The 23,791-nt window shown below is 59.5% G+C and carries 20 protein-coding genes and 1 pseudogene; 9 read left to right on the forward strand and 12 right to left on the reverse strand.

What is annotated here, in order from left to right; all coding sequences use genetic code 11:
* Nucleotides 1–64: 64 nt before the first annotated feature.
* Nucleotides 65–1,804 carry a C4-dicarboxylic acid transporter DauA gene (dauA, locus tag B2U07_RS19875; RefSeq protein WP_296277589.1) on the reverse strand — a complete coding sequence of 580 codons (1,740 nt, stop codon included), beginning with the start codon at nucleotides 1,802–1,804 and terminating at the stop codon, nucleotides 65–67.
* A gap of 172 nt (nucleotides 1,805–1,976) precedes the next feature.
* Here dauA and B2U07_RS19880 point away from each other — a divergent pair, with 172 nt between their 5' ends.
* On the forward strand, nucleotides 1,977–2,264 hold the full coding sequence (locus B2U07_RS19880; RefSeq protein ID WP_296277590.1) for a PA4642 family protein: 288 nt from the start codon (nucleotides 1,977–1,979) through the stop codon (nucleotides 2,262–2,264).
* A 617-nt stretch (nucleotides 2,265–2,881) separates the two neighbouring features.
* On the opposite strand, the gene rpsT is transcribed toward B2U07_RS19880, so the two are convergent.
* The gene (gene rpsT / locus B2U07_RS19885; protein WP_003243036.1) at nucleotides 2,882–3,160 is read right to left on the reverse strand and encodes a 30S ribosomal protein S20; all 279 of its coding nucleotides are present in this window, start codon (nucleotides 3,158–3,160) and stop codon (nucleotides 2,882–2,884) included.
* A gap of 190 nt (nucleotides 3,161–3,350) precedes the next feature.
* On the opposite strand from rpsT, the gene murJ reads away from it, so the two are divergent.
* From murJ to B2U07_RS19920, 7 genes and pseudogenes are all read left to right on the forward strand, one after another.
* Nucleotides 3,351–4,892 carry a murein biosynthesis integral membrane protein MurJ gene (gene murJ / locus B2U07_RS19890; protein WP_296277591.1) on the forward strand — a complete coding sequence of 514 codons (1,542 nt, stop codon included), beginning with the start codon at nucleotides 3,351–3,353 and terminating at the stop codon, nucleotides 4,890–4,892.
* Nucleotides 4,893–4,971: 79 nt separating this feature from the next.
* On the forward strand, nucleotides 4,972–5,922 hold the full coding sequence (gene ribF / locus B2U07_RS19895) for a bifunctional riboflavin kinase/FAD synthetase (protein WP_296277592.1): 951 nt from the start codon (nucleotides 4,972–4,974) through the stop codon (nucleotides 5,920–5,922).
* Entirely contained in the window at nucleotides 5,919–8,753 is a 2,835-nt protein-coding gene (ileS, locus tag B2U07_RS19900) for an isoleucine--tRNA ligase (protein WP_296277593.1), read from the forward strand. Before ribF ends, ileS begins: the two co-directional genes overlap by 4 nt.
* Nucleotides 8,746–9,255 carry a signal peptidase II gene (lspA, locus tag B2U07_RS19905; protein WP_197857418.1) on the forward strand — a complete coding sequence of 170 codons (510 nt, stop codon included), beginning with the start codon at nucleotides 8,746–8,748 and terminating at the stop codon, nucleotides 9,253–9,255. The genes ileS and lspA overlap by 8 nt, the downstream gene beginning before the upstream one ends.
* Entirely contained in the window at nucleotides 9,252–9,689 is a 438-nt protein-coding gene (locus B2U07_RS19910; protein WP_296277594.1) for an FKBP-type peptidyl-prolyl cis-trans isomerase, read from the forward strand. Before lspA ends, B2U07_RS19910 begins: the two co-directional genes overlap by 4 nt.
* Nucleotides 9,690–9,824: 135 nt before the next feature.
* Nucleotides 9,825–10,769, forward strand: a complete 945-nt coding sequence (gene ispH, locus B2U07_RS19915; protein WP_296277595.1) for a 4-hydroxy-3-methylbut-2-enyl diphosphate reductase — start codon at nucleotides 9,825–9,827, stop codon at nucleotides 10,767–10,769.
* 93 nt (nucleotides 10,770–10,862) lie between these two features.
* A pseudogene (locus B2U07_RS19920) lies at nucleotides 10,863–11,857 on the forward strand (integrase core domain-containing protein).
* Nucleotides 11,858–11,926: 69 nt separating this feature from the next.
* Here the strand turns inward: B2U07_RS19920 and B2U07_RS19925 are convergent.
* The 7 genes from B2U07_RS19925 to B2U07_RS19955 all read right to left on the reverse strand — a co-directional run bounded on the left by B2U07_RS19925 (nucleotide 11,927) and on the right by B2U07_RS19955 (nucleotide 19,253).
* Nucleotides 11,927–12,340, reverse strand: a complete 414-nt coding sequence (locus B2U07_RS19925) for a type IV pilin protein (RefSeq protein WP_296277596.1) — start codon at nucleotides 12,338–12,340, stop codon at nucleotides 11,927–11,929.
* Between the two features lie 29 nt (nucleotides 12,341–12,369).
* Nucleotides 12,370–16,071, reverse strand: coding sequence for a pilus assembly protein (locus B2U07_RS19930; RefSeq protein WP_296277597.1), 3,702 nt, complete (start codon nucleotides 16,069–16,071; stop codon nucleotides 12,370–12,372).
* Nucleotides 16,072–16,082: 11 nt separating this feature from the next.
* A complete protein-coding gene (locus B2U07_RS19935) occupies nucleotides 16,083–16,709 on the reverse strand; it encodes a pilus assembly PilX family protein (protein WP_296277598.1) in 627 nt (208 codons plus the stop codon).
* A complete protein-coding gene (locus B2U07_RS19940; RefSeq protein ID WP_296277599.1) occupies nucleotides 16,706–17,554 on the reverse strand; it encodes a PilW family protein in 849 nt (282 codons plus the stop codon). The genes B2U07_RS19935 and B2U07_RS19940 overlap by 4 nt, the downstream gene beginning before the upstream one ends.
* Entirely contained in the window at nucleotides 17,551–18,108 is a 558-nt protein-coding gene (gene pilV / locus B2U07_RS19945; RefSeq protein ID WP_296277600.1) for a type IV pilus modification protein PilV, read from the reverse strand. Before pilV ends, B2U07_RS19940 begins: the two co-directional genes overlap by 4 nt.
* Nucleotides 18,109–18,116: 8 nt before the next feature.
* Nucleotides 18,117–18,599, reverse strand: coding sequence for a GspH/FimT family pseudopilin (locus B2U07_RS19950; protein WP_296277601.1), 483 nt, complete (start codon nucleotides 18,597–18,599; stop codon nucleotides 18,117–18,119).
* Between the two features lie 150 nt (nucleotides 18,600–18,749).
* Entirely contained in the window at nucleotides 18,750–19,253 is a 504-nt protein-coding gene (locus tag B2U07_RS19955) for a GspH/FimT family pseudopilin (RefSeq protein WP_296277602.1), read from the reverse strand.
* Between the two features lie 83 nt (nucleotides 19,254–19,336).
* Here B2U07_RS19955 and thiO point away from each other — a divergent pair, with 83 nt between their 5' ends.
* Nucleotides 19,337–20,437, forward strand: a complete 1,101-nt coding sequence (gene thiO, locus B2U07_RS19960) for a glycine oxidase ThiO (RefSeq protein WP_296277639.1) — start codon at nucleotides 19,337–19,339, stop codon at nucleotides 20,435–20,437.
* Between the two features lie 13 nt (nucleotides 20,438–20,450).
* Here thiO and B2U07_RS19965 read toward each other — a convergent pair whose 3' ends face one another.
* The 3 genes from B2U07_RS19965 to B2U07_RS19975 are packed head-to-tail and all read right to left on the reverse strand — an operon-like array spanning nucleotide 20,451 to nucleotide 23,612.
* Nucleotides 20,451–21,791 (reverse strand): sigma-54-dependent transcriptional regulator, encoded by a 1,341-nt coding sequence (locus tag B2U07_RS19965; protein WP_296277603.1) that lies wholly within the window; start codon nucleotides 21,789–21,791, stop codon nucleotides 20,451–20,453.
* Nucleotides 21,792–21,793: 2 nt separating this feature from the next.
* Complete coding sequence (locus B2U07_RS19970; RefSeq protein ID WP_419096359.1) at nucleotides 21,794–23,440, reverse strand: two-component system sensor histidine kinase NtrB; 1,647 nt, start codon at nucleotides 23,438–23,440, stop codon at nucleotides 21,794–21,796.
* Nucleotides 23,376–23,612: a PP0621 family protein gene (locus B2U07_RS19975; RefSeq protein WP_296277604.1), complete on the reverse strand. Its 237-nt coding sequence runs from the start codon at nucleotides 23,610–23,612 to the stop codon at nucleotides 23,376–23,378. Before B2U07_RS19975 ends, B2U07_RS19970 begins: the two co-directional genes overlap by 65 nt.
* Nucleotides 23,613–23,791: the final 179 nt, after the last annotated feature.

Raw genomic sequence — 23,791 nt, forward strand, 5'->3', positions numbered from 1 at the left:
TTGGGCCATGACGAGGCCGTGTGCGCCGCGCATTGGTCTTTTCCGTGCGCATGGCGCACGACGCCTACCCGGGGTGTGCCGCTTCCGGCGTACCATCCAGCCAGCGCAGGGCTTTCTCCCGCGCCTGCGGCAAATCATGAACGTAAGCCAACTGCCCGGCGCGTCGGTGAATGCCGGCGCGGCGCAGTTGCAGTCGCACCTGTGCTGAGGGACCCGCGAGGATCAGGGCAATGCCCTGTTGGTGATAGTCACGCAGCACATTGTCCAGCGCGGCGATGGCGGTCATGTCCAGCAGCGGCACCGCGCTGATTTCGACGATCACGACTCGCACCCCTGGGGTGAAGCGGCGTAGCACGCTCAGCGCCTTTTCGGCCGCGCCGAAGAACAGTGGGCCGCGGATGGCGTAGGCCAGCACATGCTCGGGCAGGTCCTGCAGCGCCTCGCGCTGATTCCGATTCAGTGCCGCGGTATCGGTCAGTTCGCTCATACGCTTGATGAACAAGCCGGCCGCCAGCAGCAGGCCGACGCCCACGGCAAGCACCATATCGAACAGCACCGTCAGCACCAGGCAGGTGAGCAGCACCAGCACATCGCTGCGTGGTGCGATGCGCAGGGTGTGGGCGACATGCTGCGGCTCGCTCATGTTCCACGCCACCATCAATAGCAGCGCGGCCAGGGCGGCCATCGGCAGGTAGCTGAACAGCGGCGCGAGCAGCAGAATCGCTGCGAGTACCACGCCGGCATGAACCAGCGCCGCCAGTGGGGAAAACGCGCCGGCACGCACGTTGGCTGCCGTGCGTGCAATGGCCGCGGTGGCGGTGATGCCGCCGAAGAACGGCGCAGCGAGATTGCCCAGGCCCTGGCCGATCAATTCGGCGTTGGGGTCATGCTTGCTGCCGGTCATGCCATCGGCCACCACTGCGCACAGCAATGACTCGATGGCGCCGAGCATGGCGATGGCGAAGGCCGGGGCGAGCAGTTGGCGGATCAGTTCGAACGACAATATCAGTGGTTGGCCGTCAGGGCCCGGTAGGTTCCAGGGGAGCGCGAGGTCCGGCAGGAAAGGCGGGATGCCGGGATGCTCGATGCCATCGAGCTGATAGCTGAAGCGCTCGCCCAGTGTCGCCACCGGCATTCCCAGGTGCTCCAGCGCCAGTGCCAGCACTGCGCCGATCGCCAGGGCTACCAGATGCGCAGGGATCTTCGGCACCAGGCGCGGCCAGATCAGCAGTATCGCCAGGCACGCGGCGCCAACCAGCGTGTCGCCGGGCTGCAAGCCGGGAAGTGCACGTACCAGTAGATTCAGCTGTTCCAGCAGGTGTTGCGGCGCTTCGGCCAGGTGCAGGCCGAACAGGTCCTTGATCTGCAGAACGGCGATGACAATGCCGATACCGGCGGTAAAACCCAGCGTCACCGGGTAGGGCACGAATTCGATCAGGCGACCGGCGCGCAGCAGGCCCAGGCAGATCAGGATGACGCCGGCCATCAAGGTGCACAGCAGTAATCCGCCGAGTCCGTACTGTTGGGTGATCGGCAGCAGAATCACCACGAAGGCGGCAGTGGGACCGGATATGTTGAAGCGCGAGCCGCCGCACAGTGCGATCAAGGGCGCGGCGATCAGGACGGTATAAAGACCGTGCTGCGGCGCCACGCCTACGGCAATGGCCAGCGCCATGGCCAGCGGAATGGCGATGATGCCGACCGTCAGGCCAGCGCTCAGATCCCCGCGCAGGGCCTTCCAGGAATAGCCCGTACGCAGGGTCTGGCGCCAGGCGGCGAACAGCGGTAACGATGGGCGTGACATGCTGGCTCCCTAATGGCTTGGCGCATTATAGGGGGCGGTTTGCGTGTCGCGGCATGACCTAGGTCGGCTGTCGCGTCGATTGTTTGCGTGTTAGCTTGCCCGGCTGCGCGTTGAGCCGCGCGCGGCTCGGCGGTAAACTGCCGGCCCTCTGTAATGCTGGCGGGAGCGGGCGATGCGTAAAGACAAGAAGCAGGTGATTGGCGAAGAAATCAGCGATGACTCGATCAAGCTGTTCCTTGCGGTGGAACCAGCGGACGCCACGCCGCCTTCGCTGCACAAGCTGATCAAGGCTTACCGCGGTCTGCGTGTCGATGACTTCGAGCGTTTCGTGGGTTTCTTCAAAGCCGAAGGCTACGACCTCTTTGCCACCGATGCGCAGGGCAATGATTTCATTGCGCTGATTCATGATCAGCGCAACGCCGAGCCTTATATCGAGGTGATCAAGGCCGCTCGCGGCTGATCTGTCCTGATAATGAAAATGCCCGCTCTCCATCGAGGAAGCGGGCATTTTTTTGCTTTTGTGCGGACTCTGACTGCTACTCGTGAGCGCGGGCCAGGCTGTTTGTGGGAGCGGACTTGTCCGCGAATCGTGGCAGCAAAAGCTTCGCGGTCAAGACCGCTCCCACGGGGAACGGGTAAGCCGGCAGACCAAGGGGCAGGTCGAGCTCAGGCTTTTTGTAGGAGCGGGTTTGCCCGCGAATCGCGACAGCAGAAGCTTCGCGGTCAAGACCGCTTCCACGGGGTTCGGGTAAGCTGGCAGACCAAGGGGCAGGTCGAGCCCAGGCTTTTTTGTAGGAGCGGACTTGTCCGCGAATCGCGGTACCAAGAGCTTCGCAGTCAAGACCGCTCCCACGCGATTCGGGTAAGCCGGCAGACCAAGGGGCAGGTCGAGCCCAGGTTTTTTGTAGGAGCGGACTTGTCCGCGAATCGCGGTAGCAAGAGCTTCGCGGTCAAGACCGCTCCCACGCGATTCGGGTAAGCCGGCAACCCTGGACGCAGATCGATCCTGGCTTCTCGACAAAATGCAGGCAATAAAAAACCGGCCTCAAGGGCCGGTTTTTCAAGAACCTGTCGCGATTAGGCGGCAGCAGCTTCGCCCAGCGCCTTGATGTGCGCGTTCAGGCGGCTCTTGTGACGAGCGGCTTTGTTCTTGTGGATGATGCCTTTGTCAGCCATGCGGTCGATGACCGGAACGGCTGCAGTGTAAGCGGTCTTGGCAAGCTCGAGATCCTTGGCAGCAATAGCCTTGACCACGTTCTTGATGTAGGTACGAACCATCGAGCGCAGGCTGGCGTTATGGCTACGGCGCTTCTCAGCCTGTTTGGCGCGTTTTTTGGCAGAAGGTGAGTTGGCCACCGTCAAGCTCCTCGAAAACTGGGGGGTTACGACAAATAAGGCCGCGAATCATGCCGACCCATCTGCCTGCTGTCAAGTCCGATGACGCTTTCCTGTGCTGGCCTGACCAGTGGTGGCTCGCTACACTCGTCGCCTTCGTTGGGTGGCGGATTGTCCGCTACTGCAACCCTTTATGGAAGCCGAACCCCCCATGAATTTGCTCAAGTCCCTGGCTGCCGTCAGTTCCCTGACAATGGTCTCGCGCGTGCTGGGGTTCGTGCGCGATACCACCATCGCCCGTACCTTCGGCGCTGGCGTGGCGTCCGATGCCTTCGTGGTGGCGTTCAAGCTACCCAACCTGTTGCGCCGCATCTTCGCCGAGGGGGCCTTCTCCCAGGCCTTCGTGCCCATTCTCGCCGAATACAAGATGCAGCAGGGGGAGGAGGCCACACGCACCTTCATCGCCTACGTTTCCGGTTTGCTGACGCTGGTGCTGGCGCTGGTCACGGCTCTTGGCGTGCTTGCCGCGCCCTGGATCGTCTGGGCTACGGCGCCGGGTTTCGCTGACGAGGCCGAGCGCTTCGATCTGACCGTCGACCTGCTGCGGGTGACCTTTCCTTATATATTGCTGATATCCCTGTCATCGCTGGCTGGGGCTGTGCTCAATACCTGGAATCGTTTCTCGGTACCGGCATTCGTGCCGACGCTGCTGAACGTCAGCATGATTGTCTTCGCATTGTTCCTGACGCCTTATTTCGATCCGCCAATCATGGCGCTGGGGTGGGCGGTGCTGGCCGGTGGTTTGGCGCAGTTGCTCTGGCAACTGCCGCACCTGAAGAAGATCGGCATGCTGGTGCTGCCGCGCCTGAGTTTCGGCGATCTGGGCGTCTGGCGTGTGCTCAAGCAGATGGGGCCGGCGATCTTCGGCGTGTCGGTCAGCCAGATTTCGCTGATCATCAACACGATTTTCGCCTCCTTCCTGGTGGCCGGCTCGGTGTCCTGGATGTATTACGCCGACCGCCTGATGGAGCTGCCTTCGGGCGTATTGGGCGTGGCGCTGGGCACCATCCTGTTGCCGGCGCTTTCCAAGACCTACGCAAGCAAGAACCGCGACGAATACCAGCGCCTGCTCGATTGGGGCCTGCGCCTGTGCTTTTTGCTGGTGCTGCCCTGCACCCTGGCGTTGGCGATCCTCGCCGAGCCGCTGGTGGTCTCGCTGTTCCAGTACGGCAAGTTCACCGCCAACGACTCGCTGATGACCCAGCAGGCGCTGATGGCCTACGCGGTCGGCCTGTTGGCGTTGATTCTGGTGAAGATCCTTGCGCCGGGCTTCTATGCGCAGCAGAACATCAAGACGCCGGTACGGATTGCCGTGGTCAGCCTGTTGGCGACCCAGGCGATGAACGCGCTGTTCGTTTTCGGCCTGGAGATGGCGCACGTCGGCCTGGCGCTGGCGATCAGCCTGGCGGCCTGTCTCAATGCCGGCCTGCTGTACTGGCAACTGCGCCGCGCCGACATCTTCCAGCCGTTGCCGGGCTGGGGCGTGTTCCTGTTCAAGCTGGTGGTCGCAGTCGCGGTGATGGTCGCCGTGTTGCTGGGGCTGCTGCAGGTCATGCCGGCCTGGGCGGAAGGCGAGATGTACGTGCGCCTGTTGCGTTTGGGCGCCCTGGTGGCGGCTGGGCTGGTCGCCTACTTCGGCATGCTGCTGCTATTGGGATTCCGCCCGCGCGATTTTGCCCGACGGGCGTTGTAGCGGTTTCAGGCGTCGCGATGCCTGTTGTGCATGGCCTGCTGTGCGTATAATCGGCCACTTTGTGAACAAGAAGCGTGCTATGCAGCTGGTTCGAGGTCTTCATAACCTGCAGCCCCAGGCGCGGGGCTGTGTGGTCACCATCGGTAATTTCGACGGCGTTCATCGTGGGCACCAGGCCATCCTGGCGCGTCTGCGCGAGCGCGCCGCGGAACTGGCCGTGCCCAGCTGCGTGGTGATCTTCGAGCCGCAACCGCGTGAATTCTTCGGTCCCGACACTGCGCCAGCGCGCCTGACCCGCCTGCGTGACAAGCTTGCGCTGCTGGCCGCCGAAGGCGTCGACATGGTGCTGTGCCTGGCCTTCAACCGCCGCTTGCGCGAGTTGTCGGCCGCCGAGTTCGTCCAGCGTGTGCTGGTCGACGGGCTTGGCGTCAAGGACCTGGAGATCGGCGATGATTTCCGCTTCGGCTGCGACCGGGCCGGCGATTTCGAGTTTCTCAAGGCCGCAGGCCTTCGCCACGGTTTCAGCGTCGAGGCCTCCACCACGGTGGAAGTGCTGGGCGGCCGGGTCAGCAGCACGCGTGTGCGTCAGGCCCTGGCCGATGGCGATTTCGCTCTGGCGGAAGCCTTGCTCGGCCGACCGTTCCGCATCGCCGGTCGGGTGTTGCACGGGCAGAAGCTCGGCCGCCAGCTCGACGCACCAACAGCCAACATCCAGCTCAAGCGGCGCAAGGTGCCGCTGACCGGAGTCTATTTGGTGAGCTGTGAAATCGATGGCGTGATTCAACCGGGCGTCGCCAACATCGGCGTGCGCCCCAGCGTTGCCGGTGACGGCCGCGCCCATCTGGAAGTGCACCTTCTGGATTTTGCCGGTGATCTTTATGGCCGGCGCCTCTCGGTGGCTTTCCACCACAAGCTGCGTGATGAGCAGCGTTTCGCCTCGCTGGAGGCCTTGAAGGCGGCGATTGCCGCTGATATCGCCGCTGCCCGTGAATACTGGCAGAGCCACCCGCTGATGAAGAGCCCGAAATGACCGACTACAAAGCTACGCTGAATCTGCCCGATACCCCGTTCCCGATGAAGGCCGGCCTGCCGCAACGCGAGCCGCAGACCCTGCAGCGCTGGAACGAGATTGGTCTGTATAGCAAGCTGCGCAAGATTGGCGAAGGTCGGCCGAAGTTCGTCCTGCACGACGGCCCGCCCTATGCCAACGGCAGCATTCATATCGGTCATGCGCTGAACAAGATTCTCAAGGACATCATCACCCGCTCCAAGACCATGGCCGGCTTCGACGCGCCTTACGTGCCGGGCTGGGACTGCCACGGCCTGCCGATCGAGCACAAGGTGGAGACCACCTTCGGCAAGAACCAGCCGGCGGACCTGACCCGTGAGCGCTGCCGTGCCTATGCCGCCGAGCAGGTCGAGGAGCAGAAGGCCAACTTCATCCGTCTTGGTGTGCTGGGCGATTGGGACAACCCTTACCTGACCATGAACTTCGCCAACGAGGCCGGCGAGATCCGCGCCCTGGCGGAAATGGTCAAGAACGGCTTCGTGTTCAAGGGCCTCAAGCCGGTCAACTTCTGCTTCGACTGTGGCTCGGCGCTGGCCGAGGCCGAAGTCGAGTACATGGACAAGAAGTCCGAAGCCATCGACGTGGCCTTCCCGGTCGAGGACGCAGGCAAATTGGCCGCAGCCTTTGGTCTGTCCAGCCTGAGCAAACCGACCGCCATCGTTATCTGGACCACCACGCCCTGGACCATCCCGGCCAACCAGGCGCTCAACGTGCACCCGGAATTCACCTACGCGCTGGTGGACGTGGGCGACCGCCTGCTGCTGCTGGCCGAGGAAATGGTCGAGAGCTGCCTGCAGCGCTACAACCTGCAAGGTCAGGTGATCGCCACCGCGCCGGGCGCAGCGCTGGAGTTGATCCGTTTCCGTCATCCGTTCTACGAGCGTTTTTCGCCGGTGTATCTGGCCGAATACGTCGAGCTGGGCGCCGGTACCGGCATCGTCCACTCTTCGCCGGCCTACGGTGAGGACGACTTCCGCACCTGCAAAGCCTACGGCATGAGCAACGACGAGATCCTTAACCCGGTGCAAAGCAACGGTGTGTACGTCGACTCGCTGCCGTTCTTCGGCGGCCAGTTCATCTGGAAGGCCAACCCGGCCATCATCGTCAAGCTTGAGGAAGTCGGTGCGCTGCTCAAGCACACCACTATCAGCCACAGCTACATGCACTGCTGGCGCCACAAGACGCCGCTGATCTACCGCGCCACCGCGCAGTGGTTCGTAGGCATGGACAGTCAGCCAAAAGAGGGCGGCACCCTGCGTGAGCGCTCCCTGGCAGCTATCGAACAAACCAAGTTCGTCCCGGCCTGGGGCCAGGCGCGTCTGCACAGCATGATCGCCGGGCGCCCGGACTGGTGCATCTCACGTCAGCGCAACTGGGGCGTGCCGATCCCGTTCTTCACTCATAAGGAAAGCGGCGAGCTGCACCCGCGCACCGTCGAGCTGATGGAAGAAGTTGCCAAGCGTGTCGAGCAGGAAGGCATCGAAGCCTGGTTCAAGCTCGATGCCGCCGAACTGCTCGGCGCCGAGGCCGATCAGTACGACAAGAGCCGTGACACCCTGGACGTTTGGTTCGACTCCGGCACCACTCACTGGCACGTGCTGCGCGGCTCCCACGCCGAGCTGGCGCATGCCGATGGCCCGGTTGCCGATCTGTACCTGGAAGGTTCCGACCAACACCGCGGCTGGTTCCACTCATCCTTGCTGACCGGCTGCGCCATCGATGGCCACGCGCCGTACAAGGAGCTGCTGACTCACGGCTTCACCGTCGACGAGCAGGGCCGCAAGCAGTCCAAGTCCCTGGGTAACGTGGTCGCGCCACAGAAGGTGATCGACAGCATGGGGGCCGACATCCTGCGCCTGTGGGTCGCTTCCACCGACTACTCCGGTGAAATGGCTGTCTCCGACCAGATTCTGCAGCGCAGTGCCGATGCCTACCGGCGTATCCGTAACACCGCACGCTTCATGCTGGCCAACCTCAATGGTTTCAACCCGGCGAAGGACCTGCTGCAACCCGAGCAGATGCTCGACCTCGACCGCTGGGCGCTGGATGCCACTGCGCGCCTGCAGGAAGAGATCATCGAAGCCTACGCCGACTACCGTTTCTGGAACGTCTACTCCAAGGTGCACAACTTCTGCGTGCAGGAGCTGGGTGGCTTCTACCTGGACATCATCAAGGACCGTCAGTACACCACCGCTGCCGACAGCGTCGCGCGTCGCTCCTGCCAGAGCGCGCTGTATCACATCAGCGAGGCGCTGGTGCGCTGGATCGCGCCGATCCTGGTGTTCACTGCCGAGGAGATCTGGCAGTTCCTGCCGGGCGAGCGCGACGAATCGGTGATGCTCAACACCTGGTACGCCGGTCTGGAGCGCCTGCCGGAAGGCTTTGAGCTTGATCGCGCCTACTGGGATCGGGTCATGGAGGTCAAGGCTGCAGTCAACAAGGAGCTGGAGAACCTGCGCTCGGCCAAGGCCATCGGCGCGAGCCTGCAGGCCGAAGTCACCCTGTTCTGCGACGAGGCCAAGCAGGCCGACCTGGCCAAGCTCGGCGACGAGCTGCGCTTCGCTCTAATCACCTCGGCGGCGCAGACCGCGCCGCTGGCCGACGCACCAGCCGACGCGGTGGTGACCGAGGTCGAAGGCCTGAAGCTGAGGATCCTCAAGTCTGCCCATGCCAAGTGCGGCCGCTGCTGGCACTTCCGCGCCGATGTCGGCAGCCATGCCGAGCATCCAGAGCTGTGCAGCCGTTGCGTGAGCAACATCGAAGGCGAGGGTGAGGTGCGCAAGCATGCCTGAGTCCTCGCGTTTCGGGCACCTGCCCTGGCTGCTGTTGAGCGTGCTGATCCTAGTCGCCGACCGGGTGACCAAGGACATTTTCGAGGGCGGCCTGAGCATGTATCAGCGCATCGAAGTGATCCCGGGCTATTTCGACTGGACCCTGGCCTACAACACTGGCGCGGCGTTCAGCTTCCTCGCCGATGCCGACGGCTGGCAGCGCTGGTTCTTCGCCGCCATCGCCATCGTCGTCAGCGTCGTGCTGGTGGTCTGGCTCAAGCGCCTCAAGCGTCATGAAACCCTGCTGGCCGTGGCCCTGGCCATGGTCCTGGGCGGTGCGCTGGGTAATCTGTATGACCGCGTGGTGCTCGGCCACGTGGTCGACTTCATTCTGGTGCACTGGCAGAGCCGCTGGTTCTTCCCGGCCTTCAACCTGGCCGACACCTTCATCACTATCGGTGCCATCCTGCTGGCACTGGATATGTTCAAGAGCGACAAGTCCGCGAAGGAGGCTGCGCAATGACAGACGTACGCATTGGTCCGGACAGAGAAGTGACCCTGCACTTCGCCCTCAAGCTGGAAAACGGCGATGTGGTCGACAGCACGTTCGACAAGCAGCCGGCGATCTTCAAGGTCGGCGACGGCAACCTACTGCCCGGTTTCGAGCAGGCGTTGTACGGTTTCAAGGCCGGCGACAAGCGCAGCGTCCAGGTGCAGCCGGAGCAAGGCTTCGGCCAGCCCAACCCACAGAACGTGCAGATCATGCCGCGCAGCCAGTTCGAGGGTATGGAGCTCTCCGAAGGGCTGCTGGTGATCTTCAACGATGCCGCCAATGCCGAGCTGCCGGGCGTGGTCAAGGCATTCGATGACAAGCAGGTCACCATCGACTTCAACCATCCGTTGGCTGGCAAGACCCTGCAGTTCGACGTGGAAATCATCGAGGTCAAGGCGCTCTAGTCTGCAGGGGCGCTCTTGTAGGAGCGGCTTTAGCCGCGAAGTGCTTCTTGCAGCCTGCGCATATCCCGCGCAGGCTGTACCTCCGGGATCGACACATCGCCATGTCGATCCCCGATCAATACCGAGACAGCCAGCATGCATATCAAACTCGCCAACCCCCGCGGCTTCTGCGCCGGCGTCGATCGTGCCATCGAAATCGTCAACCGCGCCCTGGAAGTCTTCGGCCCACCGATCTACGTGCGCCATGAAGTGGTGCACAACAAATTCGTGGTCGAGGATCTGCGCGCACGCGGTGCGGTATTCGTCGAAGAGCTGGATCAGGTGCCGGACGATGTCATCGTCATCTTCAGTGCACATGGCGTTTCCAAGGCCGTGCGCGACGAGGCGGCAAGGCGTGGCCTGAAAGTCTTCGACGCCACTTGCCCGCTGGTGACCAAGGTGCATATGGAAGTGGTGCGCTACAGCCGTGAAGGCCGTGAGTGCATCCTGATCGGTCACGAAGGCCACCCGGAAGTCGAAGGCACCATGGGCCAGTACGACGCCAGCAACGGTGGCGCCATCTATCTGGTAGAAGACGAGGCCGACGTCGCCGAGCTGCAGGTGCGCAATCCCGAGAACCTCGCCTTCGTCACCCAGACCACCCTGTCGATGGACGACACCAGCAAGGTCATCGATGCCCTGCGCGGCAAGTTCCCGGCCATCGGCGGCCCGCGCAAGGACGACATCTGCTACGCCACGCAGAACCGCCAGGACGCGGTCAAGCAACTGGCCAGCGAGTGCGACGTGCTACTTGTGGTCGGCAGCCCCAACAGCTCCAACTCCAACCGCCTGCGCGAACTGGCCGAACGCATGGGCACCCCGGCCTACTTGATCGATGGGGCTGAAGACCTCAAGCACGAGTGGTTCGAAGGAGTGGGCGGCATTGGCATAACAGCTGGTGCCTCTGCGCCGGAAGTACTAGTGCGGGGGGTAGTTGATCAACTGCACGCTTGGGGAGCAGTGGGGGAGACGGAGTTGGATGGAAGGCCGGAGAACATTACGTTCTCGATGCCGAAGGAGCTGAGGGTGAAGGCCATATAGGAAAAAGCCCGAGCAGTCGCTCGGGCTTTTTTATCTTCCGTGTCCCGTCCTGAATAAGGTTTACACCTTTCGTCCGAGACTCTGGAGGTTTCGATGGAGCAAGGTGTTAAGCGTACGCAGCGTGATTATTCGCTGACTTTTAAATGGCCGTGGTCGATCAGGTCGAAAAGGGCGAGTTGACCTACAAGCAGGCCCCGGATCTTTATGGCATCCAAGGCCGGTCCACCGTTTTGGTATGGTTGCGTAAGCATGGTCGGCCGGATTGGAGCCAGGGGGCCTCGCTTCGCGCCGATAGGAGCCAAACCATGACCGATCCCAAAGACCTGACGCCTGAGCAACGCATCAAGGAACTGGAGCAGCAGCTGCAGTTCATAAGCCAGAAGGCCCAGTTCTTCGAAGCCGTGGTCGATGTGTTGAAGAAGGATTACGGCGTTTCGATCGTAAAAAAGCGACCCGGCAAGTCCTCTCGCAAGTCCAAGGGCTGACTGTCGTTAGGGCTTGCCAGTTTCTGTCCGTCAGCCGCCAGGCTTACTATAAGTGCAACCGTGTTGCCGACCAGCGTCATAGACAGGGTGAACAGGTCGCGCAGTATGTCCGGTTCCTAAGGCTGCGCCAGCCGCGGATCGGCACGCGCAAGTTGCATCACCTTCTGCGCAGCCAGTCCAACGCCAGCCTGAAGGTCGGTCGTGACTGGCTATTTACGATCCTGGCCGAGCACGGCGGCAGCGCCTGAGCATGTGTGAGTGGCGGATATCACGTATCTACCGGCGCGAAGCGGCCCTTTGTATCTGAGCTTGGTCACTGACGTCTACTCACGAAAGATCGTCGGCCATCATGTCCATGAGAGTTTGCATGCCGAGTCGGCGCCACGGTGTGCAGTGCTCGATGACCGACGGCTACAACTGCTATCAGAACGCGCTTGCGGAACGGGTCAATGGAATCCTCAAGCATGAGCTACTGCTGCGCAGGCCCAATGACTTGGAGCAGGCCAGATCAATGGTCAGCGAGGCAATCAGGATCTATAACACAGAGCGGCCACATCTGGCCCTGAATACAGAACGCCCGGCGCAGTGCATCGGGCGTTCTAGGTACCGCAAATCTAGCTGAAACGGTGTAAACCTATTTCAGGACTAGACACCGTGCTCTTACGCACGGATCTATTTCCAGCAATCCTCAACGCTTTTTCCACTGCCGGAGCGGTCCTTCTTGCCCAGCGCATTTAGGCTCAGGTCACCACATTTCGTATCACCAAATGCTTCTTCCGCGGTCAAGGTATAACCACCGTCATCATCAACACTGGCGACGGAAAGATTGTACTTACCGGTTTCTGATGCTGTTCCGCCAAGCCCAAGCTTATCCAGGTCATCGTTGTCGGTGATGTATGCATTGTTTTGCGCAAAGTAGCGCTCCTGGCGGGCGGAGGCGTCAGCCAGTAATGCCTGGCCTTCGCTTCGGTTGGCGCGCTGCACGTACTCCGTATAGCTCGGGTAAGCGATCGCGGCCAGAATACCTATGACCACGACCACGATCATGACTTCAATCAGTGTGAAGCCGTTTTGAGCGGGTTTCATCGAATACTCCCTGGGCTGTCTGTTTGTCTTCATTCCTGTTCGACTCTCCGCCAGCTCTGACGTCCAATGCTGGAGGGGTCTGGGTAAATATTGGTGCATTCTTGCCCTGTGCAGTATTGGAACGAATTGTCAGAGTTTTGCGAAAGCGTGCCGCCGCCCTCACCATCCTGGCGAATGGCCGAGATATTGTCGGTACCAACATCTGACGTAGGTTTGTAATCGAAAGCGTTGTGCGGTGTTCTCCCGCCCGTGAATGGATTGATGGCGAAGGTCCAGTTGGTTGCACCGTCACCACAGGGATCATCGTTAGGGATGAGGGTCTGGAAGAAAACTGTACGACCCAACTGGGACATGTTCTCGACCACCATTTCACCGTCGTTCTGGCGAAGATCGAGCCACCAGCCATTTTGTGCGCTTTGAGTATCTGAGCCGTACCAGTCTACCGCGTTGTTGCTGATGACTAGCCCTTGGCGGGATGAGCCATCGGCTGCCACTGTTACCTGGGTAGTAATTTCCTGCTCTTGCAGGCTGCTTCGGCTGATATTTGGATCGCTTGCTTCCTCGCCAAGCGTTTGCTTGTCCCAGATGCCATAAACGGTCTGGGGCATCGTTTTGTCACCATCCTTGTCATTGGTTTCGAAGAACTTACCCGTTCCGAAGATCACTAGGTATCCGCTACCAGTCGGATGGCGAACCAAACTTGGTGCGGAAGTAATGGGTTGACGGCTATCGTTGTTACTGGAGGTCGCGCTAAACAATGGCTCACCGCCATAGGCCACTTCGAAGTCACCAATAGCCGACTCCCCATCATCTTCCCGAGTGAAGGGGGCGCTGTCGCTGCGACCGTTTCGCAGCAGGTCGAAACGCCAGATATTACCTTGCAGGTCGCCCGCATAGGCGTAATCCGCTACGCCATCGGCGTTATAGTCACCAAGTTTGGGTGTTGAAAGCCCGTTGGCTACACCCTCTGCTCCTGAAACTTCCAGGCGTTTGAGAAGGGTACCTTCCATTGCGTCGACGATGAACAGCGCAGCTTTGCCGTTAGTGTTATTGGAGCTTTCGTAGCCGTTGCCGAACACAACTGCCCATGTGCCGGTGTGTAGGCGAGCGATGGTGGGTTGAGAAAAGCTGTAGCCCATCTTGACTTGAGCGTCTGCTGGCAGGTCAGTGTCATCGAACTCCCAGAGGAGCTTTTCTTGTCCGGGGGTTGTCACATCCAGGGCGAATATGGATTTGCCGCCGGCCTTGAGTGTACCCACCAAGATGGTGCGCCACTCAGTACCATCGAACACATCCGCAACAGTGGGCGGGCCATCGACATAGAATTCGTGGCTGTAATTGGTGCCGGTAAGCTTGTTCAATTTTGGGAACACAGCGGTCGGGATGAACGCAAACTCTTCAACGCCGGTGGTGGCATTGAATCCATGCAGCATACCATCGTTGCCGCCCACGTAGACCCGCGGCCGTCGCTGCGCAATGCTCTCTGCAAAGTCACTGTAGGCTGCGTTGCCTTCCAGTTGGTTGGAAAAATTGATCAGATAGCGTGGTCCGGAAACCACCGCAGGCGTCGAGGAATAGAAGTCTCCCAGCACACCACTGCGCTGGCGAAACGTAGTGCCTTCACCTGTACGGACTCCACGCAAGTAACTGAGCCGTAGGGACCCTCTATTATCCACGACGTTGCCATTTTCTGGATCACGGCTCAGGAAATAGGCGAGCGTACCGACGGTTGTGCTTGTACCCGCATTCGCCCAAACGAAATCCGCGAGCCCACTATTAGTGTTACCAGCAATCTTGATCGTTCGGCTTGCTGCGCCAGGAACCTGGGCCTTCGCGCTCCAGATTTCTTGCGTCTCGAAGGCATTGGTTTGTGAATTCCATCCTTTCTCGAAGCGTTTTACATCTCCAGACCAGTTGTCATCGCTGGCATAGGAGGTTTGATAAGAAACTGTTTTTACGACGCCATTTTCATTTTCATCCGTGCTGATTTGCCCTGAGTTCACCGCTGGGCGAGCGGCCGTAGACTTACGGTCGGCGATACGGGAAAGGACATCATCGAAAGCCTGAACCATTGCCTCAGGGCTGTCGGCACTAAAGAACTCTCCGCGAGAGTTGATGGCAGAGTGCCATAGATCGTAGACATTGTTATTGCTACCGCTGGATGCTTGTGGCCAGTTCACCGTTCCTGCGGAAAGAGCCTCATAACCTGCTCCTGAATATGTACTGCCCGCCCATGGAATATTAGAATTATTCAGAGAGTTAGTTAAGCCCAGTCCCATGATGAAGTTAGACATGTGCTGCCAAGTTGCAGGGTCGTTACGAGCATCCCAGTAATCCGTGGTGCTGTTTCCACTTTTAAAAGGGATATAAGCAGGAAGATTATTGTCTAGGTTCGGGTTGAGGTCGGTTGCCCAATAATGCATAGCCAAGTCTGCAAGTGTGCTGCCTTGGTTGTCACGATAAGGGTGCTGGCCTGTATACCGCTTACCATCCGGGAGGTCTATGTTTGTCGCATCGTGGCGGAATGGGTTGGGATCGCTAGTTGTGGTATTCCACATGCCATCAGTCATTAGGATGTGGTAGCTGGCTCGGCAGGCATAGGTGTTGTCAGCTGTATTTCTATCCGCAGAGTTACGGCTGTTTGGGTACTTGTACCAAGCAACATCTTGCTTTAGAAATTCACCTGCTCTTTTCAGTGCTCCAGGAAGTGGCGTCCCACTGTTGAAATAAATGTCTTTCAACCAGCTGTAAAACTGCCCTTTGTGTTGTGCGTCATATTGCCGGAGTCGGTTGTCTTTACAGTTTGTTGTGTCGCCGCCATTGAGTGTGGTGCATGTAGCAAGGTTTTGCCAGGTCATACGGATCGCTGGTGAAAGCTCCGCAAATGACAAGCTGGTGGCAGAGAGAGTTGCAAGAGCTCTGGTTCTATAGAAGGAATACCAAACGGCAAAGTTTTGCTTTTCGCTCTCTGTAACAAAGGTAAGTTTGTAGCAGCTTGCATTTGTTGTTGAGTTGTTGCAATTTGATAGCGTGCGGTCGAATGTGTAGTAGTAAGCCGGGGTTCTGGCTGTATATGTATTGTTATTTCTTGTGCAGGAAAAATTTGTGGTGTCTGTGACCGGTCCGGATGCACTGATTTGGCAAGTATAGGTGTATGAGTTGGATCGTCCTGACCTTGTTACTTGAAATCTAATTCCTGCTGCGCTCGTTGCGCTTAAAGTCGTGTTTGATGAGAATGCTATATCGACTTGGAAGTCAGCGCTGGGGCCATTGAGTCGGTTGTGAGCGCCACTGGGCATGCGATACTCCTTGCCCGTTGGTCGATAGTAGTTGGAAAGGTCAAGTGTTCCGTCATTAGGTCTGAAGCCGTTGATAGGGGCGTTGGTAAAGCTAGTGGATAGTTGTACTTCACTGCCATTGACGTCAAAAAATGGCGGGATTGTGTATTTGGTGTTGGGGTTGTAATACATTGGGTTAAATGTATTAGCCGCATAGAGTCGGGTAATATTTGAACCACTGATTACACTGTTCTCAATCGAGTCAGGAACGTATCCCCAAGACATACTGCCAGATTCGTCCAATGTCAGAATAAGATTTGGCGGAACGCCAACAGTAAGGCTCAGCGGGCTTTGCGAGACAGTTGCATAAGCATCGGCAGCGCTCAACAGCGCAGTGCCAAGCAGAGCATATGAAATTGTCTTGGCGCGAGGGGAATTAAGAAAACGGTTCATGATATCGGCGCTCAGTTGTTGATGCCAAGGTAGATGTTGGCGTTTGTCGACTGCAGAAACAGTGTTTCTCCAGCCTTGCCATTGTTCATGTAAAAATAGGTGCCCTGGCCTTCGGCGACCATTCCATATTCGGCATTGACTGCGGCATTACCCGCTTCGCCAGCTCGGATGCTGTTCCAATGAGCGTCTGCCTGTGCGCTCGCTTGCGTGCTCTCTTGGGCATCGGTACCGCGATAGGGCATCCAAAGCAGGCCACCCGATGAGTCATCGCCGAGGTAATCATCAGTCGCCCCATCAGGGTGATTCACAAAGTCGAGTAATTCGTCGATCTGGATGGCAAGAAGACACGGCTTGTTAATGCCATTTACATTCAATGTATTATCCGTGCTGCAGTTGGCTGCTTTAGGCTCAAGCTTGTCTGGAATATTGCCTGGGCCGTAATAACGGAACTCGGCCTCACGTAAAGCTGCGTCGGCGACGTTGATCAGCTTTGTTTCCTGAGCGCGATTTGCAGTAATACGTGTTTCTAAGGTTACACCGCGCATACTGTTGATTGCCAATAATGTCAGGACCAGTAACATGACAAGGGCGATAAATAAAACCGCACCTTTTTGTTTTTGATACGTTATAGCTGTCATGGCATGAGATTCCTGACGGTTTGGGTGCTACTCATTACTTGGTACAAACGCCGGCTATCGGCTGTTTGTAAACGTGTCTTATCGTCGTCTGTTGCCGTTGCCAGCCAATCGTCCAAAATCTTCGAGTCATCGCTATCACGTTGACCGCTTCGGCTGGCCATTAGCAGGGAATAACGCACGCTTCGTATTGAGCCGCTTGCGGGCGTCCAGTCTTCTTGAGGAACGTAGCTGGAAACTTCTTTTTCTAGAACGTCGGAGTTACCAACCCCAAAATCCAGGCGCATATCGGCAACCCCGCGAAGCAACTCACCATACTGAGGGGACGAAACGTTCAGGCTCTTGCAAAGCAGACGACCTTTGGGAAGTTCATTGTCGGTGCTAGGTTCATACTTGAATGCCAGTACTATGAGGCTTGATGTCGGAGGTGATGAAAAGGCTACCTCGTCATTAAAGCTCGCACTGGCTGCACCCTGACAATCCAGCTCGCCACTGGTTTTTGGTTGATAGCGTATGCAAAAGCCTCGGCCCTCATCTGGGTCCAAGCCGGTAATAGAATGCCCTGCACCGAATGCTTGGCAATCACCGCCGGCATTTCTGCTGGGGAACGCTTCTTCAACCAATATCACCGGATCACGTCTATATCCGGCTTTGCCTAAATATTCGTTCAGCATCAAGCCGGCAAAGCGGCCGTTCTCCAGATTCCCGGCCTGATTCTGCTGGAAGACGTAGTTGCGCTTGTTGTCGATGTAGACCTGGGTAATGCCAAGTATCAACAGACTGCTAATAGCCAAGGCAATCAACAGCTCGATAAGCGAAAGTCCACGCTGGCGTTTTATTGTATTCATGGTTCTACCCGAACGGTGTAGGTACATACAGTGGCGTCTGGATCTTCAGCATCTAGGCACGCGCCATCGCGGACTTGCCAGGCAAGACGGATTTCGAGCATCGAGCCTGCCCCGTCACAGTCGCCAGGGCTCGAACTACGGCAGATGCTGACATCGCTTTCGAATACAGCGGCTCCACCAGGCAGCATTGCTTCAACCTTGTCGGCCCAGCAGTCGCGTTGCTCCTTCGGGGTTTCGGCAAGGCGCGTTTTGGTAGTGACGCACGTGTCGCGGTCCGCGAAGTCGTCGCCTTTCTCCTTGTAAAAAAGAGAGTCCTCTTTCATTCCACTATTAATCGGGAATTTCGGGACCGGCGAGTTGTAGAGCTCTTGCGGATTTGCTCGCGCTATTTCAATCAGTTCATTGGCCAGCGAAACGGCCGTGTTGCGCTGCACCGAATCCTGTGTGTACTGAATGCTGCGTCCTTGCAAGGCGACCATGCCAAGCACGCCGATGGTGGTTAGCAGGAGGGCTACAAGTACCTCGATGAGGCTGAAACCTTTGTTATTGCTCATATGCATCCTCATAAGGTGCAACTGTCGAGAGCTGTGTGACTGGTATCCTTTTCCCCTGGCAGGTAGAGGCTGGTTGCACCGCTGGCTTGGATTTCCAGGAAGTACCCCCGAGTAGGATCGTCGTCGTGGCAGACGGTGAACGTCGCTGCGGTTGCCGTACCATTGCCTCTGAAGGTGATTGTCTCTGCACTCGAGCGAATCGTTGCTAGCTCAGGGTTGTGCTCGAACTGACGAATGGTGGTACCGCCTCGCTCGATAACCCACGCTTCTTCGTCATCCGTCTCGACGGTGACGGTTGATCTCAGGGTTACAGCCTCGCCCCGGGCATAGGCGAGAAACGACCTAAGTTCTTCTGCCTGACTCTGCAGGCGATTGCGTTCGATCATGTCGGTAAAGCTCGGTGCTGCGATCAGCGCAACGATAGCGAGCAGTGCGATGACGATCATCAATTCGACCAGGGTGAATCCGCTGGCTCCCGTTTTGCCTGGCATGACTGACTCCACTCATAACTTTGAGGGAATGATTGCCGATAGGGATCAGGGAAGTCCCGCGCAGCAGGACGGTTGGCTTCTTTGGAATGACGGTCGGTTGTCTGCTTCGCGGTTGTGTGCTCCAGTTCACGCTGGCTGTGGCGGTGTAAATCAGTTGCAACGGTGGGCGTCTTTGATATCTTCCCTGGCGTCCGACCGTCGAATACGACCCTGCCGGCTAATGATCAGTTGCCATGCCAAACCGTGCTGGGTACATAGAAAAAAACGACCGTTGCCTGTGGGGCTGGTGCCGTCGCTTCTGAATAGAATCTCTTTCCGATATCCCGTCCAGTGCAGTATCCCGTCAAGCCCTGAGAGCTTGTCTCGACTCAGTATTTCGTCGCTTGTCGGTGACTTCAGGATCCATCCCTCATTCCAATCTTCCATGCACTCGACATTGGATGAGGGGCAGAGCAGCACCGCTCTGTTTTCCGCAATTGCTTTGGTTCTGGCAATTTGCAGATGGCGTAATAGCAGGTCCCCCGAAGCCTGTAGTCGGTTTTTTTCGATCAACCGAGTCGTGTGGGGAATTGCAATGGTCGCCAGAATGGCGAGCACGGTGAGGGCCGTGAGGAGCTCGGGCAGGCTAAAGGCGCTTTGTTGAGAATGGCGCATCTCTGCATCCTTGTATGTATGTTTACCGTCCTGGTGTTGAAAGGTTTAGACCGGCAGCATGGAAAGGGCAAGATGGAGTTTCGATGTCGGAAAAAATTCTGATTGTGGGTGGCGGTGCTATTGGCATGCTCTCAACACTATTGCTTGCGCGAAGTGGGGCAGATGTGTGTTTGCTTGAGGGGCGGGCTCTAGGGCGCGAATCCTCCTGGGCCGGCGGCGGTATCGTTTCTCCGTTGTATCCTTGGCGCTACAGCGCGGCAGTGACGGCGTTGGCGCATTGGTCGCAGGATTTCTATCCGGGATTCGCTCAGCGCTTGCTGGATGAGACTGGTGTCGATCCCGAGGTGCATGTCACCGGGTTGTATTGGCTGGATCTGGATGATGAGGCCGAGGCACTGGTCTGGGCGCAGCGTGAGGGACGTCCGCTTTACTCGGTGGATATTGCCGAGGCTTATCGGGATGTGCCTGTGCTGGGCAGCGGTTTCGAGCGCGCCGTTCATATGCCGGGTGTGGCCAATGTGCGTAACCCGCGTTTGGTGAAGGCGCTGCGGGCGGCGCTGGCGGCCATGCCGAATGTGGAGTTGCGTGAGCATTGTCCGGTCACCGGCTTTATCCAAGAGCGCGGGCAGATTTGTGGTGTGACCACGGCTGATGGCGAGATTCGCGCTGATCGCGTGCTGCTTGCTGCCGGCGCCTGGAGCGGCGAGTTGCTCGAGACGTTGGGGCTGGAGTTGCCAGTCGAGCCGGTGAAGGGGCAGATGATTCTCTACAAGTGCGCCGAGGACTTTTTGCCGAGTATGGTGCTGGCCAAGGGGCGTTATGCGATCCCGCGGCGCGACGGGCATATTCTGGTTGGCAGCACGCTGGAGTACGCCGGGTTCGACAAGACGCCGACCGACACCGCGCTGGACAGCCTCAAGGCTTCAGCCGAGGAGTTGCTGCCTGCGCTCAAGGGCGCGGAAGTGGTAGGGCACTGGGCCGGTTTGCGGCCTGGCTCGCCGGAGGGCATTCCTTTTATCGGCGAGCTGCCTTCGCATCCCGGCTTGTGGCTCAACTGCGGGCATTTCCGCAATGGTTTGGTGCTGGCGCCGGCGTCATGCCAGCTGCTGGTCGACCTGATGCTCGGCCGCGAGCCGATCATCGATCCGGCGCCTTATGCTCCGGCGGGGCGGTTGGGGCAATAGTCTGGAGAGGGCGTCAATCGATGCCCAGTTTCTTCAGGCGATAGCGCATCGAACGAAAGGTCAGGCCCAGGCGCTGGGCCGCGGCCGTGCGATTCCAGCGCGTCTCTTCCAGTGCCTGCATGATCAGCTTGCGTTCGATCTCCTCGAGATAGTCCTCGAGGTTGTCAATCTGCGCCAGGCTGGCTTCGCCGCCTTCGATGCTCGGCCCGCTCGCGTCGGCCAGGCGCAGGTCGCCGGGCGTGATCTGGTCGTCCTCGCAGAGGGTGTAGGCGCGCTCGAGCATGTTTTCCAGCTCGCGCACGTTGCCCGGGAAGCGATAGTTCTTCAGCTTCTCCAACGCATCGGCGTGCAATTTTGCGGCAGCCAGGCCGGTGCCTTCGGCCAGGCGCGCGAGCATCACCTCGGCCAGTTGTGCGATGTCTTCGCGGCGCTCGCGCAGCGGGGGCACGCGCAGTTCGATGACGTTGAGGCGGTAGTAGAGGTCCTGGCGGAAACGCCCGGCGGCGACTTCGGCAGCCAGATCCTTGTGAGTGGCGCAGAGGATGCGCACATCGACCACCACTTCCTGCTGGCCACCGACGGCGCGCACTGCCTTTTCCTGAATCGCGCGCAGCAGTTTGACCTGCATCGGCAGCGGCAGATCGGCCACTTCGTCGAGGAACAGCGTGCCGCCATTGGCGGCCTGGAACAGGCCCTGCTTGTCTTCGATGGCGCCGGTGAAGCTGCCTTTCTTGTGGCCGAAGAACTCGCTTTCCATCAGTTCCGAGGGGATGGCGCCGCAGTTGACCGGCACGAAGGGCTGTTCGATACGTGGGCCCTGTTCATGGATCAGGCGGGCCACCAATTCCTTGCCGCTGCCCGATTCGCCGCTGATGTAGACCGGCGCCTGGCTGCGCGAGAGCTTCTGGATCTGTTTGCGCAGCGACTTCATCGGCGGCGAGTCACCGAGCAGGCGGCTGTCGACCGGGGTTTCCTCGCCCTCCGGGGAGCGAATGCGCAAGGCGGTGGCGACCAGCTCGCGCAGACGGCCGAGGTCCACCGGTTTGGTGAGGAAGTCGAAGGCCCCGGCCTTGAGCGAGTTGATCGCGGTATCCAGGCTGCCGTAGGCGGTGATCATCGCCACCGGCACTTGCGGGTGGCGCTGCTGGATATGTTGCACCAGGTCCAGGCCGGTGCCGTCGGGCAGGCGCATGTCGGTCAGGCACAGGTCGAAGGGCTCGCGCGCCAGCCACTCGCGCGCTTCCTTGACGTTGCGGGCACTACGCGTGTCCAGCTTCATGCGTCCGAGGGTGATTTCCAGCAGCTCGCGGATATCGGGTTCGTCGTCGACGATCAGGGCTCTCTGACGGTTCATGTTCAGCTCAGTTTGCGCGGATGGGCGAAGGTGATGCGGAAGCAGCTGCCGCCGCCGTCACGAGTTTTATAGTCGAGGCGGGCCTGGTTGCTCTGGCACAGCTCGCGGGAGATATACAGGCCGAGGCCGGTGCCCTTGTTCTCGGTGGTGTAGAAGGGCTCGAAGATGTGCTGTTCCTGCTCGGGCGGCACGCCGGGCCCGTCGTCGAGAATCTCCAGCACCGGCAGGTCGCTGGCCTCGTCGCGGAACAGGCGCAGCCAGACCTGACCGAGTCGGTGTTTCTGCGCGCTGTAGCGCAAGCCGTTCTGCACCAGGTTGGTCAGCACCTGAGTCAGCTGGTGTGGGTCCATGCGCGTTTGCAGGCTGCCACCCTGGGTTTCCAGGTGGATCTGCCGGTCAGTCGGTGCCGAACTGCGGAACTCGCTGGCAAAACGGTGCAGCCAGTACTTCAGGTCCAGCAGTTGTGGCTCGGCCTGGCGCCGACGCGACAGTTGCAGGACGTTCTCGATCACCAGGTTCATGCGCTTGGAGTGATCCTGGATGATCTGCGCCAGACGCTGGTCCGGCCCCTGCAGGTCTTCCGACTCCTGCAGCAACTGCGCGGCATGGCTGATCGCGCCGAGCGGGTTGCGGATCTCGTGGGCGATGCCGGCGGTCAGGCGGCCCAATGATGCCAGTTTGAGCTGTTGCGCCTGCTGGGCGATTTGCGAGATGTCGTCGAGAAACACCAGGATGTGCTGCTGCTCGCCGCGCTGCAGGGAAATAAAGCTGGGTTGCAGCATCGGGCCATCGACTTGCGCCTGCAGGCTGTCCGGGCGCAGGGTCGGGTTGTGCAGCCACTGTTGCAGACGCTTGACCAGCTCGGGGCAGTGCGGGTCGATGATCTTGCCGCTTAGCTCGCCGCGCCCCAGCAATTGCGTGGCGCCCTGGTTAGCCAGCAGCACCCGATGCTGGGTGTCGAGCACCAGGATGCCGGTGCGCATGCGCTGCAGGATCTGCTCGTTGAGTTCTTCCAGGTTGGCGACGTCGGCCGCGCGTTGCTCGGCCAGGCTTTCGCTGACCTGCAGGCGGCGGGTGATGCCCTGGATGAACAGCGCGCCGGCGAAGCACAACGCGCCGAGGGCACCGGCCTGCACGTATTGGGCGGCAGCGGCGGGGCGGCTGAGGCTGAGATAGAAGGTCAGGTAGATCAGTGCGATGGCGGCGATGGCGGCGATCAGCAGGCCGACGCGGCCGCGCAGCAGGATGTTGGCGATGGCCACCGCCACCACCAGCAGGTTGCCGATGCCGCTGGGCGTGCCGCCGGCCGCGTAGAACAGCGCGGAGAGGAAAATCACGTCCACCAGCGCCAGGCTGAACAGCTGCATCAGGTGCTTGGGCTTTTGCACCAGCACGGCGATGAAGATATTGAGGATCAGGTAGACCCAACTGCCGGTCCGAAACAGCTCGATATGCACCACATCCAGAAACTGTTCATCGAGGTTGCTGGAGATCAGCAGGATCAGCGCCAGACCGATGCTCAGGCGATAGAAATGATAGAGCCTGAGGATGCGCCGCCCCTGAATTCCGCCTTGCAGGCTGAACTCAGCGGTCACCGGCGTGCGGGCCTTGTTGCAGATGGGCCTGGCTGCAATACCAATGCTGATCATGGCTCAGGGCCTGAGGCTTGGGCACATGCACGCCGCAGTGAGCGCAGCGCACCATTGGGGCGGCGGCGCCTTCGGTGGGACGAGTGCGTTCAGGTTTGCTGATGTAGCGGCGCCAGATCCAGATCGCGGCGAAGATGACGGCGACCCAGAACAGCAGGCGAAAAAGACCCATATCGTGCTCTTTTGTTCGTTCAAAGCCGGCAGTTTAGCCAAGCCGAGTGCATCGGCACAGTATCGGCGTGGCAGCCTGTGCGCTGTTTCCGAGCTGGATGGCTGGCCTCAAGGGCGCCCCATGCCGGGAACGGGCGACAGAAACGCCAGGCAATAAAAAGGGAGGCCGTGGCCTCCCTT

Source organism: Pseudomonas sp. UBA7530 (assembly GCF_002479365.1).
Lineage (GTDB): Bacteria > Pseudomonadota > Gammaproteobacteria > Pseudomonadales > Pseudomonadaceae > Aquipseudomonas.